This is a genomic window from Jiella marina, assembly GCF_024359545.1.
GTDB lineage: Bacteria > Pseudomonadota > Alphaproteobacteria > Rhizobiales > Rhizobiaceae > Jiella.
On sequence record NZ_JAKQZG010000014.1, the window covers coordinates 40,791 to 57,473 of the forward strand.

The following is a 16,683-nucleotide window of genomic DNA, read 5'->3' on the forward strand; positions in this document are numbered from 1 at the left end:
TTCTTTCGCAATGGCCATTTCCGCTCCCCGCTCAGAGGGTTGGTCGAAACTCAGCATCGTCCTTCACTGGCTGATCGTCCTGTTCATCGTCGTGCAGTTCGTTGATCACGAGTGGATGGTGGACATGTGGCGCGCGACGCGGCGCGGGGCCGAGATCGATTTCACCACCGCGACATGGGGCTGGGTCCATATCGTGACCGGCACGCTGGTGCTGATCGCCGCGTTGCTCCGTCTGTGGGATCGCTACGCAAACGGCCGGCCGCCCTATCCGGCAGGCGAACCCAACTGGGCACTCTGGTTGGCGAAGGTCACCCACGTCCTGATCTACGCAATTCTGATCCTGATGCCGGTGACGGGTCTTCTTGCCTGGAACCTGATGATCGGTGAACTCGCCGAGATCCATGAACTCCTGTGGACCCCGCTGCTTGTCCTGGTCGGTCTTCACATCGCGGGCTCGCTCGTACAGCACTTCTATTTCAAGACGGACGTGTTGAGACGCATGCTGCGGCCGGCGCAGTAACAGCAGCGCGGCCGGAACGAGTCAGAAGCCGAAGGCTCGCGCGCCGGCGACGAGCACCGTGCCGATGACGACGACCGCAATCAGCGGCAGACGGAGAGAGAGAACCGCGCAGAGAAGGATGGTGATCCGCTCCGGCCAATCGCCCGAGACGAGGACCGGCGACACGATCGCCGTCAGCACCGCCGCCGGAACGGCGTCAAGCGCCGCGGCCGCGCGCGGCGGGATGCTGCCGAACAGCGAGATGACGAGATAGCCACCGATCCGGGTCAGGTAGGTCAGCGCGCCTGCCGCCACGATCACGAGCCAGATCGTCGCTGCGGACCAGGCTCCGTCGGCGGTCACCAATTCGTTGGTCATGGGCCTTCAACGCCCCTTTCCTCGCCCTCCGAATCTCCAGACCGGGGCTGCGGACCGACGATCGCGGCGACGGCGATGCCGGCGAGGCCGCCGAGGCTGACATGCCAGGGCGGACCGAAGAGCCAGTAGATCAACACCGAGACGGCGAGGCTCGTGCCGGCCACGGGATAGAACAGACCCCGCTTGCGGAACGTCATCACCAGAGCGAGGAAATAGACTGGCAGGACGAAATCGAGGCCGAAGGCCTCCGGGTCCTCGATCAGCCGGCCGAAGCCAGCGCCGCCGAGCGTCGCCAGGAGCCAACCGATGTAGAGGATGAGAGCATAGGTGAAATAGTAGCTCGCCGTCAGCCGCGTCTTCGCCGCGCGCACCTCCGCAGCGCCGAAGGCCGGGTCGACGAGCAGGAAAAAGCCGGTGAGCTTCTGAAGGAACGAAAACGAGCTGAAATGCCGGCCGAGAGACGCCGAATAGAGGACATGCCGGAAATTCAGCGCGAAGACGGTCAGGAGCACCGACCAGATCGGCGCGCCGAGGCCCATGAGTTGCAGTGCGGCCAGTTGCGACGCGCCGGCAAACACGACGCTGGAAAATCCCATTGCCTGGGCGACGCTCAGCCCTTCCTGCACCGCGATCGCGCCGTAGACGACACCGAACGGCAAGACGGCGAGGAGAACGGGCAGGACTTCGCGCAGAGCGTCCGCGCTCTCGCTGCGTGCCGGACGGTCGCCAGCTGCATCGGAATGCTCTGTTGTGTCGGATAAACGCGTCAAGGTGGATGTCAGCGTAAGTGCAAAGAAGCACACCGAGCTGGGATGCACGGTGCGTGAAAGGAGAGTGAGGCTGTTTCATACCCGCGACGGCCGCTCCTGACCAGCGCCAAGGCATGTCCGCTGCGTCCTTCAGCGGTAGACACTCACGCCCTTCGGCCGAAGCCCAAGAGCCGGCCTTCCATTTCAGAGAATGCCCAGCGCGGCCACCCGAAAACCGGTCGGAAGCCGATCCTATTGGCTCGCCACGTCCAGAACCTCCCGCGGGAACGCCGCCAGCGTGATCGTCCAGCGATCGAAGGCATCGGTGAGGCGCGTTCGGGTGAGGTCGATGGCCGAAACGTTGAGCTCGACCACCGGCAGCCCCTCGGGCGTCAGATAGGACTTGTTGAAGGGCTGCGAGCCGTTCCAGATATTCACGAGCTCGAGCGCGACGTTCCGCTGGTCCCAGATGGCATAGAAGTCCAGCACACCGCAGTCACGGTTGTCCTCGCACTCCAGAAAGAACAGCTGATAGGCCGTGCCGTTGATATCGCCGACGATGACGGGATCGCCGTTCTCGATCGACGTCAGATCGGCCTCGCCATAGCCGCGCGCGATCTCGAGGATCGCTTCGAAGTCGTTGCGGTCGATTTGCGGCGGCGTTCCCTGAGCACTGGCCGAGACCACGGGCGATGCCAGCAGGAGGGCTGCCCAGAAGCTGATAGCGCGGAGAGGTCTCGGCAGGCGGAAAAGCATGTTGGGGTCCGTTCCGTGAATCGTCCCCAAAGCTGCGGCCATGCGCCTGCGCGCGCAAGGGGCACCCTAATTCCTCCAACGCTTTATCACGTCCCGTGGCGGTTTTGCACCGTCATCCCCGCCTGGAGGAAAGGCGTTCTATCCTGGCTCGCGCCCGATCAGGGTGAACCAGGCCGCCTCGTCGATCACCTCGACCCCCAGTTCGCTGGCCTTCTTCAGCTTCGAACCGGCTCCCGGCCCTGCGACAACCAGATCGGTTTTCTTCGAGACGGAACCGGCTGCCTTCGCGCCCAGGCTCTCGGCCATCACCTTGGCTTCGTCTCGGCTCATATGTTCCAGCGCGCCGGTGAAGACGATCGTCTTGCCGGCGACCGGCGAGGTTTCGGCGGGCTTCTCGACCTCCTCGATTTCGAGCTCCGCGACGAGCGCATCGACGAGCTTCAGATTGTGCTCCTCGGAAAAGAATCGCGCGATCGCGGTGATCACCGCCCCGCCAATATCCTCCAGCGCGTCCATTTCGGCGGCGGCCTCCTCGTCGCCGGCGGCGATCTTCAGCCCCGCCTCGTGAAAGGCTTCGAAGCTGCCATAGGCCCGGGCAATCACGCGCGCCGTCGCCTCGCCCACATGGCGGATGCCGAAGGAAAAGATCAGCCGGTCGAGGCCGATAGTCCGGCGCGCCTCGATCGCCTCGAACAGGTTTTTCGCGGAGAGCTCGCCGAAGCCCTCCTTGTCCTTGAGCTTCTTCATGCCCTCGTCGTTGCGGCGCTTGAGGGTGAAGATATCGGCCGGGGTGCGGACCGGAAAATCCGGATCGTCGTAGAAGAAGTCGATCTGCTTGTCGCCCAGCCCGTCGATATCGAAGGCCTTGCGCGAGACGAAGAGCTTCAGGTGCTCCCGGCGCTGAAACGGACAGGCGAACTCGCCGGTACAGCGGCGCACGACGCTCTGGGCGCCAGAGGCCGTCTCCTCCCGCACCACCTCGGTCTTGAGTTCGCAGGGACAAACGGAAGGAAATTCGAACGGCTCGGCGCCCTTGGGGCGCTTGTCGGCCACGATGCCCAGCACCTGCGGGATCACGTCACCCGCGCGCTGAATCTGGACCGTGTCGCCGATGCGCACATCGAGCCGGGCGATCTCGTCGGCATTGTGCAACGTCGCATTGGTCACCACGACGCCGCCCACGGTCACCGGCTCCAGCTTGGCGACCGGCGTCAGCGCGCCAGTGCGGCCCACCTGGATCTCGATGTCGTTGAGAATGGTCGTCGCCTTCTCGGCGGGGAATTTGTGGGCGATCGCCCAGCGCGGGCTGCGGGAGACGAAGCCGAGCCGACGCTGCAGGGCAAGATCGTCGACCTTGTAGACGACGCCGTCGATGTCATAGGGGAGCGTCGCCCGCTGTTCCTCGATCGCGCGGTAGTGCTCGATCAGCCCTTCGATCGAGTCGAAGCGCTTCATCAGCGGGTTCACCGTGAAGCCGAAGCCGGCGATCGCCTCCACGACTTCCATCTGGGTCGCGCCCGGAACCTCGCTCGCCTCGCCCCAGGCATAGGCAAAGAATTCGAGCTTCCGCGACCGCGTGATTCCAGCATCCAGCTGGCGCAGCGATCCGGCGGCGGCGTTGCGTGGATTAGCGTAGATCTGCCCGCCGGTCTCGGCCTGGCGGGCATTGAGGTCGGCAAAGGCCGCGTGGCTCATATAGACCTCGCCGCGCACCTCGAAGACCGAAGGCGCCTTGCCCTTCAGCCGGTTGGGAATGTCGCCGATCGTCATCGCGTTGCGGGTCACGTCCTCGCCCGTCGTCCCGTCTCCGCGGGTCGCGGCGGAGACGAGCTTACCCTCCTCGTAGCGTAGCGACAGGGACAGTCCGTCGATCTTCGGCTCGGCGGTGATGGCGAGCGGGGCATCTTCGGCGAGCTTCAGAAAACGCCGGACGCGCTTGGCGAAATCCGCGACATCCTCGTCGGAAAACGCATTGTCGAGTGAGAGCATCGGCAGCGCATGACGGATCTTGCCGAACTTTTCCGACACTTCCGAGCCGACGCGGCTCGACGGCGAATCCTCGCGGATCAGAGCGGGAAAGCGGGCCTCGATCGCGCTGTTGCGGCGCCTCAGCGCATCGTAGTCGGCGTCGGATATCGTCGGCGCATCGTCCCGGTGGTAGCGCCGGTCGTGCTCGGCGATCTCCCGCGCCAGGCGCTCCAACTCGTCTCTGGCCTCGGTATCGGTCAGTTCCTCGACCGGCCGCCCTTCGCTCTCCACCATTCTACCGCCCGCTCCAACGCGTCACTCGATCCGATCAGTCAGAGCCATTCCAGATCGGGAAGGTCAAGCGCCAGCACGCGCTCGGCGATCCGCCGTTGCACGAAAGGCAGGCGCGTTGCCACCGGCATGCCGATGCCGAGCAGAGCTTTGGTGTAGCCCGGCGGAGCGCCGATGAAGTCGGTCGCCTCGCGGGTCTGTTTCATGATCTTGTGGATCACCGGCAGGCGCTTCGATTCATATTCGCTCTCGCGTCCCTCGGCGAGAAGGAACGCGATGGTTGCCGCATCCCAGATCCCGAGATTCATGCCCCGCCCGCCGACGGGCGAATGCACATGGGCGGCATCCCCCGCCAGAAATACCCGGCCCTTGGCCATGCGCTCCGCCCTGCGGAAGGCGACATGGAAGGTTGAAGCCCAGACGACCGTTTCGATGTTTTCGGCCGCCGCGACCAGCGCATCCGTCGAATCCATGAATCCGATCAGCCGGGCGCGGCGATCGTCGAGGGGCAGGAGCGCGTGGGACGGACGCGACGAATCGAGCGAGATCCTGGCGCGATGCGGATCGATCGGTTCGGCGAATTGCACGTCGGCGAGCGCAAAGGTGCCGGGATACCCCTCGCCCTCCCACGGGATACCGATCTCCTCGCGCACCCGGGAATGGGCGCCGTCGCAGCCAAGAATTGCATGGGCTTTCACCATCTCGCCGGTCGAAAGCCGTGCTGTCGGGCGATGGGTCTCCCCGACAGCTTCCACCGCGACATTCCACTCCACCCGGATCGAGCGCTCTTCCAGCCAGTCGATCATCAGCCGTTCGGTGCGGCCTTGCGGAAGCGACAGAATATAGGGATAGGACGTTCGCGCCCTGCCGAGACTCAAAGAGAACAAAGGTTTGCCGCCGGAAAGAAAGTCGGCGCCTTCGATCCGCGTGCCGGCTGCGATCATCCGCTCCGCAAGGCCGGAGGCCTCGAAGCCCCGCAAGGTGGTCGGCAGAACGGCAAGCGCGCGAGACTGATCGGCCGGTGTCGGCCCCTCGCCGGCATCAATGATGCGCACCGCGATGCCGCGCCGGGTCAGTTCGACCGCGGCCGCCAGCCCCACCGGCCCGGCCCCGGCGATCAGCACCAAATCGTGCTCAGCCATCCTGCTCCCCTTTCGATGGCCCATTCACCGGCGCCAAACATGCCGTCCTCAACGCGTCCCGGCTCCGATCAGACGATCGGCCGCCGCCCGCGCCTCTTCCGTCACGCTTTCCCCCGCCAGCATGCGCGCGATTTCCTCGCGCCGGCCGCTCGTGTCGATCGCCGCGACACGGGTTGCGACCCGCTCCTCCTCGGCGCCAGTGCTCGCCTTGGAGATCAGAAGATGGGTCGCGGCACGTGCCGCCACCTGCGGCGCGTGCGTCACAGCGAGCACCTGCACCGAGCCGGCCAGCCGCGCCAGCCGCCGCCCGATGGCATCGGCTACGGCTCCGCCAACGCCGGTGTCGATCTCGTCGAAGACCAGCGTCGGCGCCGAGCCACGATCGGCGAGCGCCACCTTGAGCGCCAGGAGGAAGCGCGACAGCTCGCCGCCGGAGGCGACCTTCATCATCGGGCCGGCCCGCGTGCCGGGATTGGTGCGCACATGGAACTCGATCGCGTCGATGCCCGCCGCACTCGCCTGTTCGGGATCGCTCGTCACCACGACGATGAAGCTCGCGCGGTCGAGCTTGAGATCCGGCAACTCCGCCATCACCGCCGCTTCGAGCATGCGGGCAGCGACCTCGCGCTTTTCGGAGAGTTCGGCAGCCGCGCGATCGAAGCGCTCGCGCTTTTCGGCGACCTCACGCTCCAGCGTTCCGAGCCGCTCTTCTCCGGCGTCGAGATCGGCGAGATCGCCGATCATGCGGGCGGTGAGCTCCGGCAGGTCGTCAACGGGCACGTTGAATTTGCGGCCCGCGGCGCGCAGCGCAAACAGGCGTTCCTCGGTCTCTTCCAGAGCGCGCGGGTCGAACTCCAGCGACCGCAGCGCGCCCTCCAGGCTCATCTGCGCGTCGGACAAGGCGTCGAGCGCGACATCCAGACGCCCGATCGCCTCGTCGAGCAGGCCCGGAAGCTCGTCGCGCTTGCGGTCGAGCCGCTTCAGGACATTGGCGAGACCCGGCACCGGCGAGGTCGGCCCCGACAGTTCCTCATGGGCGTCATTGACGTCAGTGGCGATCTTTTCCGAGCGCATCATGACCTGGCGGCGTTCGGCCAGTTCCTCTTCCTCGCCCGCGATCGGAGCGAGTTCGGAGAGTTCGTCCACGGCGCTTCTGAGATAATCCGCCTCGCGGGCCGCGGCCTCCACCTTGGCGCGATGCCTGGCGAGCGCATCACGCGCCGCGCGCCACTCGGCAAAGAGCTGCGCCACCGCTTCGGCGTCGCGCTCCAGCCCGCCGAACTGATCCAGCAGCTGGCGGTGGCTATCGGTATCGACCAGCGCGCGGTCGTCGTGCTGGCCGTGGATCTCGACGAGGCCGAGGCCGAGCTGGCGCATCAGCGCGACGCTGGATGGCCGGTCGTTGACGAAGACGCGGGTGCGGCCATCAGCGTTCTGCACGCGCCGCAGAACCAGATCACCGTCGTCGTCAAACCCGTTCTCGGAAAGAAGCGCGCGTGCAGGGTGATCGGACGCGATGTCGAAGGCGGCGATCACTTCGCCCTGCTTGGCACCATGACGCACGAGGCCGCCATCGCCACGGCCGCCAAGGGCCAGTGACAGGGCATCGAGGAGAATGGATTTGCCTGCGCCGGTCTCACCGGTGAGAACGGACAATCCCTCGCCGAGCGTCAGCTCGAGCCGTTCGATGAGAACGATGTCGCGGATCGAAAGATGAACCAGCATGGTCCAGCACGGGTAGAAGAACAAAGCCGGAATGGCAACGGGGTTTTAGATAGGCGGTCCCGGGGCGTCTGCCCACTTCTTTCTGTCCCGCATGCGACAAGACTGAATAGCGCCGCATGCCCCCGATTCCTGCATTTACCGGCTGAAACAGAAAAGCGCCCGGCGGTTTTCGCCGAGCGCTTCCGAAATTTGCAGAAATGCGTACGCCTCAGGCGCCGATGATCTTCTTCGTCGCAGCCGCGAACCAGGAATCCTCGGAACCGGCCTGCGGCCGCAGACCACCGCCCTGAAGCAGGGCGTACGAGTCGCGATACCAGGGGGAGTCCGGGAAGTTCTGGCCAAGCACGGAAGCCGCCGCCTGCGCCTCGCGGGTGAGACCCATAGCGTAATAGGCTTCGGTAAGACGCGCGAGGGCCTCTTCCACCTGCCGCGATTCGGGATAGACGTCGATGACGTTCTTGAAGCGGTTGACCGCAGCCAGATACTCACGACGTTCGAGATAGTAGCGCCCGACCTGCATCTCCTTGCCGGCGAGCTGATCGCGCGCGATGCGGAGCTTGGACTTCGCGTCCTCCGCATAGGCGGTGTCCGGGAAACGTTCCATCAGCTCGCGCATCGCGGCCGCGGCGCGCGCCGTTTCCTTCTGGTCGCGGGTCACGTCGTCGATCTGTCGGTAGTGCGACAGACCGATGATATACTGAGCGTAGGCCGCGTCCTCGGTACCCGGGTAGAGCTGGATATAGCGCTTGGCGGAGTTCTCGGCATCCTCGTACTGACCGCTGCGATAGCTGGCGAAGGCCCGCATGATCAGCGCCTTGCGCGCCCATTCCGAATAGGGATGCTGGCGGTCGATCGCCTCGAACTTCTTGGCCGCCTCGCTCAGGCGCCCGCCTTCCAGATTGGCGAGTCCCTGATTGTAGAGGACGTCCGGCGGCTCCGTCTGCGCGGCGAGCGCCAGCACATCAACGTCACTGTCGCCCGACATGCACGCCGACAGGCCGAGCGGCAGGCCGGCAATCGAGATCGTCAGTGCCATGCGCGCGGCGGTGGAGAAGCGTGTCAATCCAGGCCGTGTCGCTTGTTTCATCTTCGCGGGCCCCCTTACCCCCGTTCAGCCCCGGCGCGAGTCTTAAAAGACAGCCGTCACTCGGACAATCGTGAAGCCGGAGCAAGGCGCCGATTTTGTGACCGATGTGACGGATAGGCCGAAGCTGTGGCAAGTTTGCACAGATTCCATCATCCCGACGGACCGTCGGATGGCGCCAGCGTTCCAGAAGATGCTCGCCTCAAAGCGTCTGTGGACCATAGGCCGGCGCTGCCACGGCCACGAGCGGGGCGTGACGGACCGGATCGACGCGGCGCGACGGCATCTCGACGATCTCGTAGGCCTTGCGATCGGCCAAGAGGGCCTGCAGCGCCAGCGCATTCAGCCTGTGACCGCCACGATAGGATTTGTAGCAACCCAGGACCCGGGCACCGGCCAGGGCCTGATCGCCGACGGCGTCCAGAGCCTTGTGACGGACGAATTCGTCCTCGAAACGCAGACCTTCGGGATTGACCACACGGCCATCGTCGGAGAGCACGACCGAGTTCTCAAGCGAAGAGCCGAGCGCATAGCCCGCCGCCCACAGGCGCTCGACATCGGCCATGAAGCCGAAGGTGCGAGCCGTGGAGAGATCCTTGCGGAACCGCTCTGCGGTCAGATCAGCCCGATAGACCTGTCGGCCGATCGCGGCGTTGGCAAAATCGATCTCGATTTCGAAGCGGGTGCCGGCATGCGGACGATATTCGGCATAGGCGCCGTTCAGTTCGACCCGCACCGGTTTCAGGACGCGCAGATAACGGCGCTTGGCAGCCTGGCGGACGACACCGGCCTCATTGAGCGCGGCGACGTAGTGGGCAGAGCAACCGTCGAGAATCGGCATCTCGCGTGCATCGATCTGGGCGACGACATTGTCGATGCCGACGGCATAGAGCGCCGCCATCAGATGCTCGATCGTCGAGACGTGGGAGCCGCGCGGGTCGCCGACCACGGTCGACAGATCGGTCAGAGCGGAATGGCGCGAGACCGCCGGAATTTCGTGAACGAAACCGTCATCCTCAAGAAGATGAAAGACGATACCAGTATCCACTTCGGCGGGGAGCAGGGTCAGACGAACAGGCAGACCGCTGTGGACCCCCACACCCTCGAAATCCACTCGTGAGCCAATCGTCTGCTGAAACATCAACACGTCTGAACAACCCTTCCCGACGCCGGTATCCAAGCGTCGCCCTTGGGGCGGTCGGGTTTTCCCGATCCGCCGGCCGGCCGCGCCAATCGCAATGAATGGGAGCCGTGTAACCCCTCCGTTACCTAGGATTTTCCTAGAACGGAGACCCGTTTCAACAAAATCACGGTTTCTTACCCGTTGTTAAAGCGAACGCCTGATCCTGCTGCAATTTCTTAATTTTTTCATCGACTTAACAAAACAGGCCCGCCGATTTTCACCGGCGGGCCTGTCACATGTCCGCAACATCGGCGGAAATCAGTTTGCCTGACGGCGCAGGAAGGCCGGGATTTCCAGCTGATCTTCCTCGCTGGTGTGCCGGGCGACCGGCGCGGGGCGGGCCGCCGATTCCGATGCCGAACGACGCGGTGCATAGGGATTCGGCTCGACATGGGCACGGCGCGCCGGTTCAGCGGGCTGGTGATGCTCCTCGTCCTCGCGGCGCGACAGCCCCGTCGTCAGGCGACGCAGCAGGCCCATGGCGCCCCGCTCGTCGGCCGGCACATCGCTCTGTGCGGTCGTACGGCCCTCGATCTCCCCACGGACCACCGGCGGGAAATCTTCGACGCGCGGGAGACGCGTCTGCTGCACGGGCTCCATCTCGGTCTCTTGTGCCGAAGCAGACGGACGCGAGGAAGGCTGCGGAGCGACCTGGGCGATTTCTGCCGCCAAGGCGGCCGTGAAGTCGTCTTCCACCTGCGACGGCACATCGTCGTCGTCATTGGCCGACTGCGCGACAGGAGCCGCGGCGGCCGGCTTTGCCGGGGCCGGAGCAGCCTGCGCCGGCTGCTGGGCCATGACGGGCTGCGGAGCCGGCTGCTTCGGCTGCGCCGGAGCGGCCGCTGCCGGCTGTGCGACAGCAGCGGACGAAGCGGCGGCAGTACGCGCGATGGCTTCCATCTCCGCCTTGTCGATGCCCGTGGCGACAACCGAGACGCGGATCACGCCTTCGAGGCTCTCGTCGAAGGTCGCGCCAAGGATGATGTTGGCGTCCTGATCGACTTCCTCACGGATGCGGGTCGCAGCCTCGTCGACCTCGAAGAGCGTCAGATCGCGGCCGCCGGTGATCGAGATCAGGAGACCCTTGGCGCCCTTCATCGAGGTTTCGTCGAGGAGCGGGTTGGCGATCGCGGCCTCGGCGGCGGCCATCGCGCGACCTTCGCCGGACGCCTCGCCGGTGCCCATCATCGCCTTGCCCATCTCTCGCATCACCGAACGGACGTCGGCGAAGTCGAGGTTGATGAGGCCTTCCTTGACCATCAGGTCGGTGATGCAGGCAACGCCCGAATAGAGCACCTGGTCGGCCATCGCGAAGGCGTCGGCGAAGGTGGTCTTGTCGTTGGCGATGCGGAAGAGGTTCTGGTTCGGAATGACGATCAGCGTGTCGACATTCTTCTGCAGCTCTTCGATGCCCTGCTCGGCAATGCGGAGCCGGCGCTGGCCCTCGAAGTGGAACGGCTTGGTGACCACGCCGACCGTGAGAATGCCCTTTTCGCGCGCCGCGCGAGCCACGACCGGGGCCGCGCCCGTGCCGGTACCGCCGCCCATGCCGGCGGTGACGAAGCACATGTGCGAACCGAGGAGGTGATCGCAGATCTCGTCGATCGATTCTTCTGCCGCTGCGCGGCCGACCTCGGGCTGCGAGCCGGCGCCGAGACCTTCGGTCACGGCGACGCCCATCTGGATGATCCGCTCGGCACGAGAGGAACGCAGGGCCTGAGCATCGGTGTTGGCGATGACGAAATCAACGCCTTCGAGGCCAGCGTTGATCATGTTGTTGACAGCGTTGCAGCCGCCGCCGCCGACGCCGAACACGGTGATCCGCGGCTTCAATTCGGTGATATCCGGCTTCTTCAAGGTGATGCTCATTCCTTTAGTCCTCTTTCCAATCGGTGAGGCCGTCCCGCCGCGCGGCCATGCCGTTTACTATGCATTGCGAACCTTGCGCGCGGCGCGCCAATCTGTTCCGCGGCCACCCCAGAGGCCGCGTCTTATTCTTCAAAGGCTTCGTCTCAGCCATGAGCCGAATCGGCCGCCCTCCATGGCCTTGCCGAAGGCCTGAACGGCAATCGAGCGTTGTGCGACATATTCGCGATGGGCCACCTGCGGATAGATCAGCAGTCCGACAGAGGTGGCAAAGCCCGGCCCCTTGTTGGATGGATTGAGACCCGTCACCCCTAGCGGACGCCCGAGGCGAACGTTGCGCTGCAGGATCGCCCGCGCGGTATCAGCGATGCCGGCGAGCTGGCTGGCGCCGCCGGTGAGAATCACCCGCTTGCCGATGACGTGTCCAAGCCCTGAGGCGTGCAGGCGGTCGCGCACCAGTTCGAGAGTCTCTTCGACCCGGGGCCGAATGATCTTGGTGACCAGGGAGCGGCCGATGATGATCGGCTGGCCCTCGCCGCTGTCTCCGAGCGCCGGAACGGTCAGCGGCTCGCCGCTGTCGTCGACGAATTCGGAGAGCGAACTGCCATGCATGACCTTCAGCCGCTCGGCGTCGGCCGGGCTGATCGACAGGCCGCGGGCGAGATCCATGGTGATGTTGTTGCCGCCGATCGCGACCTGATCGGCATAGATGAAGCGGCCGTTCTGGAAGATCGCGATCGTCGTCGCGCCGCTGCCCATATCGATGCAGGCCGACCCCATGGCCGCCTCATCCTCGACCATGGTCGCCAGCGCGCTGGCATAGGGCGTTGCGACGAAAGCTTCGACGACGAGCTGCGCGCGGTTGATCGCCGCCTCGAGATTGCGCAGCGGCGCCAGCTCGGCGGTCAGAACGTGAAGATTGGCAGCCAGATGCTGGCCTGACATGCCTTCGGGGTTCTCCAGACCCGATTCGCCGTCGAGCGACAGATCGAACACCTTGGAATGCAGCGCGATCCGATTGGGATCGATCGGCAGTTTCGCGGCCGCTTCCGTAACCCTCGAAATATCCGCTGCCGACACTTCTCCGACGACCTCGACCGCAGCCGCATTGCGGGCGCTCTTCAATCGCCCTGCAGTGACGGAGACGATCAGCGATTCGACCGTGAGGCCAGCCATGCGCTCGGCCGCGTCGACGCATTGGCGGATCGCCTGCTCGGCCGCCGCGATGTCGACGACCGCTCCGGACTTGATGCCGCGCGAGCGATGATGTCCGACGCCGATAACCTCGATCGTATGGGTGCGGTCCGGCAGCATGTCGCCGGCGACACGCGGACGCAGGCGGGCAATCAGGCAGGAGATCTTTTCGGAACCGACATCGAGGACCGAGATCACGCGCGAACGCCTGCTCGACAACCCTTTCATCCGGGGCAGGTCCGACTTGCCGAAGCTCAGGAAACTCATACCGGCTTATCCTTGCGCATGCGCTTGAGGAGCTTCTCGCGCTCTTCGAGCCGGGCATTGCGGCGGGCCAACGCGTCGGGCGTCAGCTTCACGACGACGCGGTCGTCGAGACGCATGTCGACGGCAGCGATGTCGCGCGAGAGCAACGCATTCTGCCGATCCATACGCACGACCTCCGCCAAAGCCTTGAGGGGCTCGGTTTCCGGCAGCCGGACGACGATTCCATTCTCGAGTTCGAGGTCCCAGCGGCGGCTCCCCACCCGGATATAGGCCTTCACCCTTGCGCGAAGCTCGGGCACGGCCTCCATCTCGTCGACGAGACCGGCCGCGGTCGCGGCAGCGCCTTCGCCCACGACAACGGGCAGAGCATCGAAGCGCCCCGGCGCGTAAGGCACGATCGTCTTGCCCTCGCGATTGATGACGAAGAAGCGCTGGCCGGTCTGCCAGACAGCATAGGGGCGATGCTCGGTGACCTCGATCTGGACGCGATTGGGCAGGATCTTCGCCACCGACACCCGGTCGATCCAGGGCATCGCCTCCAGCGTCTCGCGCGCCGCAGTCGGGTCGAGCGAGAGGAGCGTCGTCGAGCCGGTTTCCCAGAGCGCCTGCAGAACATCGATTTCCGAAGTTTCTGCATTGCCGACCACGTCGATCTTCTCGATCGAGAAACCGAAGGATTGGCCGACCCCATCAACGACGTCGACCACGTGTCCGCCCTGGACGACCCCGTAAGCGATAGCACCAGACGTCACCGCCAGAGCCAGCATGCCGAAGCGCGGCAACCGCATGGCGGCGGCCGCGTTCCCGATCCCGGCCAGACGTCGAGCGAGCCGGATTGCGGTGAGCCTGTGCCGGCTCGGACCCTGATGAGCCTCCAACCGCGCTTCGATTTCGGGCATCAGCGATCGCATGACGCGTCCTCCACCATCCAGGTGAGGAGATCTTCGAAACTGTGGCCGGCCGCGCGCGCGATATCCGGCACCAGCGACGTCGGCGTCATGCCGGGCTGGGTATTGACCTCGAGCCAGACGAGTTCGCCCCCCTCGCCGAAACGATCGTCGTATCGAAAGTCGGAACGCGAGATGCCACGGCAGCCAATCGCCTCGTGGGCTGCGAGCGAGTGCTCCTGGATGCGCCGCGCCACGGGCTTCGGGATGTCAGCCGGCACGACATGGCGCGAACCACCCGGCTGGTATTTCGATTCATAGTCGTAGAAGGCGTAGCCCTCGGGCACGATCTCGCAGACTTCGAGCGCGACACCGCCCATCACGGCGCAGGTGAGTTCGCGACCGTGGACGTATCGCTCGGCCATGATCATGTCGCCATAGGGCCAGTCGGAGGCGTAGAGTTCCTGCGGAGGGCGCGACTGGTCCTCGCGGACGATCAGGACGCCGAAGCTCGATCCTTCCGCCACCGGCTTGATGACGTAGGGCGGCGGCATGACATGCGCCGGAGCCGCGTCCAGCCGATGCAGAACCTTGGCCTCGGCGATCGGCACACCGGCGGCCTTGGCGACGATCTTCGCCCGCTCCTTGTGCATGGCGAGCGCCGAAGCGAGCACGCCGGAATGGGTGTAGGGAATTGCCAGATATTCCAGGATGCCCTGGATCGTGCCGTCCTCGCCGAAGGGACCGTGCAGGGCGTTGAAGGCGACATCCGGCTTGAGCTCGGCAAGCCGGGCCGCGACCTGGCGGTCGACGTCGACGCGGGTGACCTGGTAGCCGACCTTCTCGAGCGCGTCGGCGCAGGCGTTTCCCGACGACAGGCTCACGGGGCGCTCCGAAGAGAACCCGCCCATCAAGACTGCTATGTGCTTCGCCATTCCGCGCCCGTTCCCCGTCGACAGAAGAGGGTTTGGGCCATTTTTCGCAGAACGATGGTTAAACGAAGGTTAACCGACTGTGGCGAAAGCAAGAAATTTGAAAGGGTCAGGCGGGGAAACGGTCAGGGATCCGGCCAAAGTGAGTGCTTAGTCCAGGCTGGGTCGCGACTTCTCCAGGAAGTGTGCACCGTCGACGCCGAGACGAAAGCGTTGCGATCGCAAGAGCGAGAATTCGTTCTTTATTCAGCGATCTTAATGGATTGCGCTCTCCCGCTCATGTATTGAATGACGCTCCAGTCTTCCTTCGGAGAACAGCCCTCCAGGGAAATCAGCCAACCGCCTTCTGCGCATCGAGCTTTTCCAGCTGCTTGGGGAGCGCATAGGCCCATTGGGTGATCGAGCCGGCGCCAAGACATACGACCATGTCGCCGGGCTGGGCGAGCTGGTGCACGAGGGGTGCGATCTCCTCCGGCCCGTCGATGAGACGGGCGTCGCGATGTCCGCCGAGCTTCAGCCGCTCGACGAGCATTTCGGAATTGACGAATTCGATCGGATCCTCGCCCGCCGCATAGACGGGTGCGATGACCACCGTGTCGGCATCGTTGAAGCAGGCGGCAAATTCGGAGAAGAGCGCCTGCAGCCGGGTGTAGCGGTGCGGCTGGACGATGGCGATGACGCGGCCTTCCGCCGAAGAGCGCGCCGCCGCGAGAACCGCGCGGATTTCCACCGGGTGATGGCCGTAATCGTCGTAGATCGCGACGTCGTTGACGACACCGGTCAGGGTGAAGCGTCGCCTGACGCCTCCGAAACTCGCCATGCCGTTGCGGATCGCATCGCCCGAAATGCCGAGCCGGTGCGCGACCGCCACGGCCGCCGTCGCATTGGACACGTTGTGGCGGCCCGGCATCGGCAGCGCCAGATCGGCAATGTGCTCTGTCTTGCCGGTGACGCGGTCGCGGATGGAGACGTCGAAGCGCGAGCGGCCCGCTTCGAAGCGCAGATTCTCGAAGCGCACGTCCGCCTGAATGTTCTCACCATAGGTGATCACCCGGCGGTCTTCGATCTCGCCCACCAAGCCCTGGACGACGGGATGATCGAGGCACATGACGGCAAAGCCGTAGAACGGGACGTTCTCGATGAAAGAGCGAAAGGCCGCCCGGACATTCTCGAAGGTCCCGTAATGGTCGAGATGTTCCGGGTCGATATTGGTGACGACTGCGACGTCGGCAGGCAGTTTCAGAAAGGTGCCGTCGCTCTCGTCCGCCTCGACGACCATCCAGTCGCCGGTGCCCATGCGCGCATTGGTGCCATAGGCGTTAATGATGCCGCCATTGACCACGGTCGGATCCAGCCCGCCGGCATCGAGCAGGGTCGCGACCATGGAGGTGGTGGTGGTCTTGCCGTGGGTGCCGCCGATGGCGATCGCCTGACGGAAGCGCATGAGTTCGGCCAGCATCTCCGCGCGCCGGACGATCGGCAGGAGGCGTTCCCTGGCAGCGGCGAGTTCCGGATTGGTGCGCCGGATCGCGGTCGATACGACGACGACCTCCGCCGTTCCCAGATTCTCCGCCGAATGGCCGATATGGACGGTGACGCCCTTCTCCCTCAGCCGCGTGACATTGGCGTTTTCGCTCTGATCGGAGCCCTGCACGGTGTAGCCGAGATTGACCAGCACCTCGGCGATGCCGCTCATGCCGATCCCGCCGATCCCGATAAAATGCACCGGTCCGATATTCGGCGGCATCTTCATGGCTGAAAT

General features: G+C 64.9%; 14 protein-coding genes. 1 reads left to right on the top strand and 13 read right to left on the bottom strand.

The annotated features are described in order from the left end of the window. Positions 1-10 precede the first annotated feature (10 nt). Complete coding sequence (locus MF134_RS20220) at positions 11-520, top strand: cytochrome b (protein WP_255341222.1); 510 nt, start codon at positions 11-13, stop codon at positions 518-520. Between the two features lie 21 nt (positions 521-541). On the opposite strand, the gene MF134_RS20225 is transcribed toward MF134_RS20220, so the two are convergent. The 13 genes from MF134_RS20225 to murC form a co-directional block, all read right to left on the bottom strand. Next, positions 542-877 carry an AzlD family protein gene (locus MF134_RS20225; RefSeq protein ID WP_255341223.1) on the bottom strand — a complete coding sequence of 112 codons (336 nt, stop codon included), beginning with the start codon at positions 875-877 and terminating at the stop codon, positions 542-544. Continuing rightward, on the bottom strand, positions 874-1,647 hold the full coding sequence (locus MF134_RS20230; RefSeq protein WP_255341224.1) for an AzlC family ABC transporter permease: 774 nt from the start codon (positions 1,645-1,647) through the stop codon (positions 874-876). Before MF134_RS20230 ends, MF134_RS20225 begins: the two co-directional genes overlap by 4 nt. A gap of 231 nt (positions 1,648-1,878) precedes the next feature. Then, positions 1,879-2,382 carry a YbjN domain-containing protein gene (locus MF134_RS20235; RefSeq protein ID WP_255341225.1) on the bottom strand — a complete coding sequence of 168 codons (504 nt, stop codon included), beginning with the start codon at positions 2,380-2,382 and terminating at the stop codon, positions 1,879-1,881. 138 nt (positions 2,383-2,520) lie between these two features. Then, positions 2,521-4,644: an NAD-dependent DNA ligase LigA gene (gene ligA / locus MF134_RS20240; protein ID WP_255341226.1), complete on the bottom strand. Its 2,124-nt coding sequence runs from the start codon at positions 4,642-4,644 to the stop codon at positions 2,521-2,523. A 38-nt stretch (positions 4,645-4,682) separates the two neighbouring features. Next, positions 4,683-5,783, bottom strand: coding sequence for an FAD-dependent oxidoreductase (locus MF134_RS20245; RefSeq protein WP_255341227.1), 1,101 nt, complete (start codon positions 5,781-5,783; stop codon positions 4,683-4,685). Between the two features lie 48 nt (positions 5,784-5,831). After that, positions 5,832-7,508, bottom strand: coding sequence for a DNA repair protein RecN (gene recN, locus MF134_RS20250; protein WP_255341228.1), 1,677 nt, complete (start codon positions 7,506-7,508; stop codon positions 5,832-5,834). A 208-nt stretch (positions 7,509-7,716) separates the two neighbouring features. After that, positions 7,717-8,595, bottom strand: a complete 879-nt coding sequence (locus tag MF134_RS20255; protein ID WP_457590036.1) for an outer membrane protein assembly factor BamD — start codon at positions 8,593-8,595, stop codon at positions 7,717-7,719. Between the two features lie 199 nt (positions 8,596-8,794). After that, positions 8,795-9,733, bottom strand: a complete 939-nt coding sequence (gene lpxC / locus MF134_RS20260; protein ID WP_255341229.1) for a UDP-3-O-acyl-N-acetylglucosamine deacetylase — start codon at positions 9,731-9,733, stop codon at positions 8,795-8,797. Between the two features lie 300 nt (positions 9,734-10,033). Then, positions 10,034-11,644 (bottom strand): cell division protein FtsZ, encoded by a 1,611-nt coding sequence (gene ftsZ / locus MF134_RS20265; protein WP_255341230.1) that lies wholly within the window; start codon positions 11,642-11,644, stop codon positions 10,034-10,036. Positions 11,645-11,773: 129 nt separating this feature from the next. Further along, a complete protein-coding gene (ftsA, locus tag MF134_RS20270; protein WP_255341231.1) occupies positions 11,774-13,102 on the bottom strand; it encodes a cell division protein FtsA in 1,329 nt (442 codons plus the stop codon). Then, complete coding sequence (locus MF134_RS20275) at positions 13,099-14,013, bottom strand: cell division protein FtsQ/DivIB (RefSeq protein WP_255341232.1); 915 nt, start codon at positions 14,011-14,013, stop codon at positions 13,099-13,101. The genes ftsA and MF134_RS20275 overlap by 4 nt, the downstream gene beginning before the upstream one ends. Then, positions 14,001-14,924 carry a D-alanine--D-alanine ligase gene (locus MF134_RS20280; protein WP_255341233.1) on the bottom strand — a complete coding sequence of 308 codons (924 nt, stop codon included), beginning with the start codon at positions 14,922-14,924 and terminating at the stop codon, positions 14,001-14,003. Before MF134_RS20280 ends, MF134_RS20275 begins: the two co-directional genes overlap by 13 nt. A gap of 328 nt (positions 14,925-15,252) precedes the next feature. Further along, positions 15,253-16,674 carry a UDP-N-acetylmuramate--L-alanine ligase gene (murC, locus tag MF134_RS20285; protein WP_255341234.1) on the bottom strand — a complete coding sequence of 474 codons (1,422 nt, stop codon included), beginning with the start codon at positions 16,672-16,674 and terminating at the stop codon, positions 15,253-15,255. Positions 16,675-16,683 lie beyond the last annotated feature (9 nt).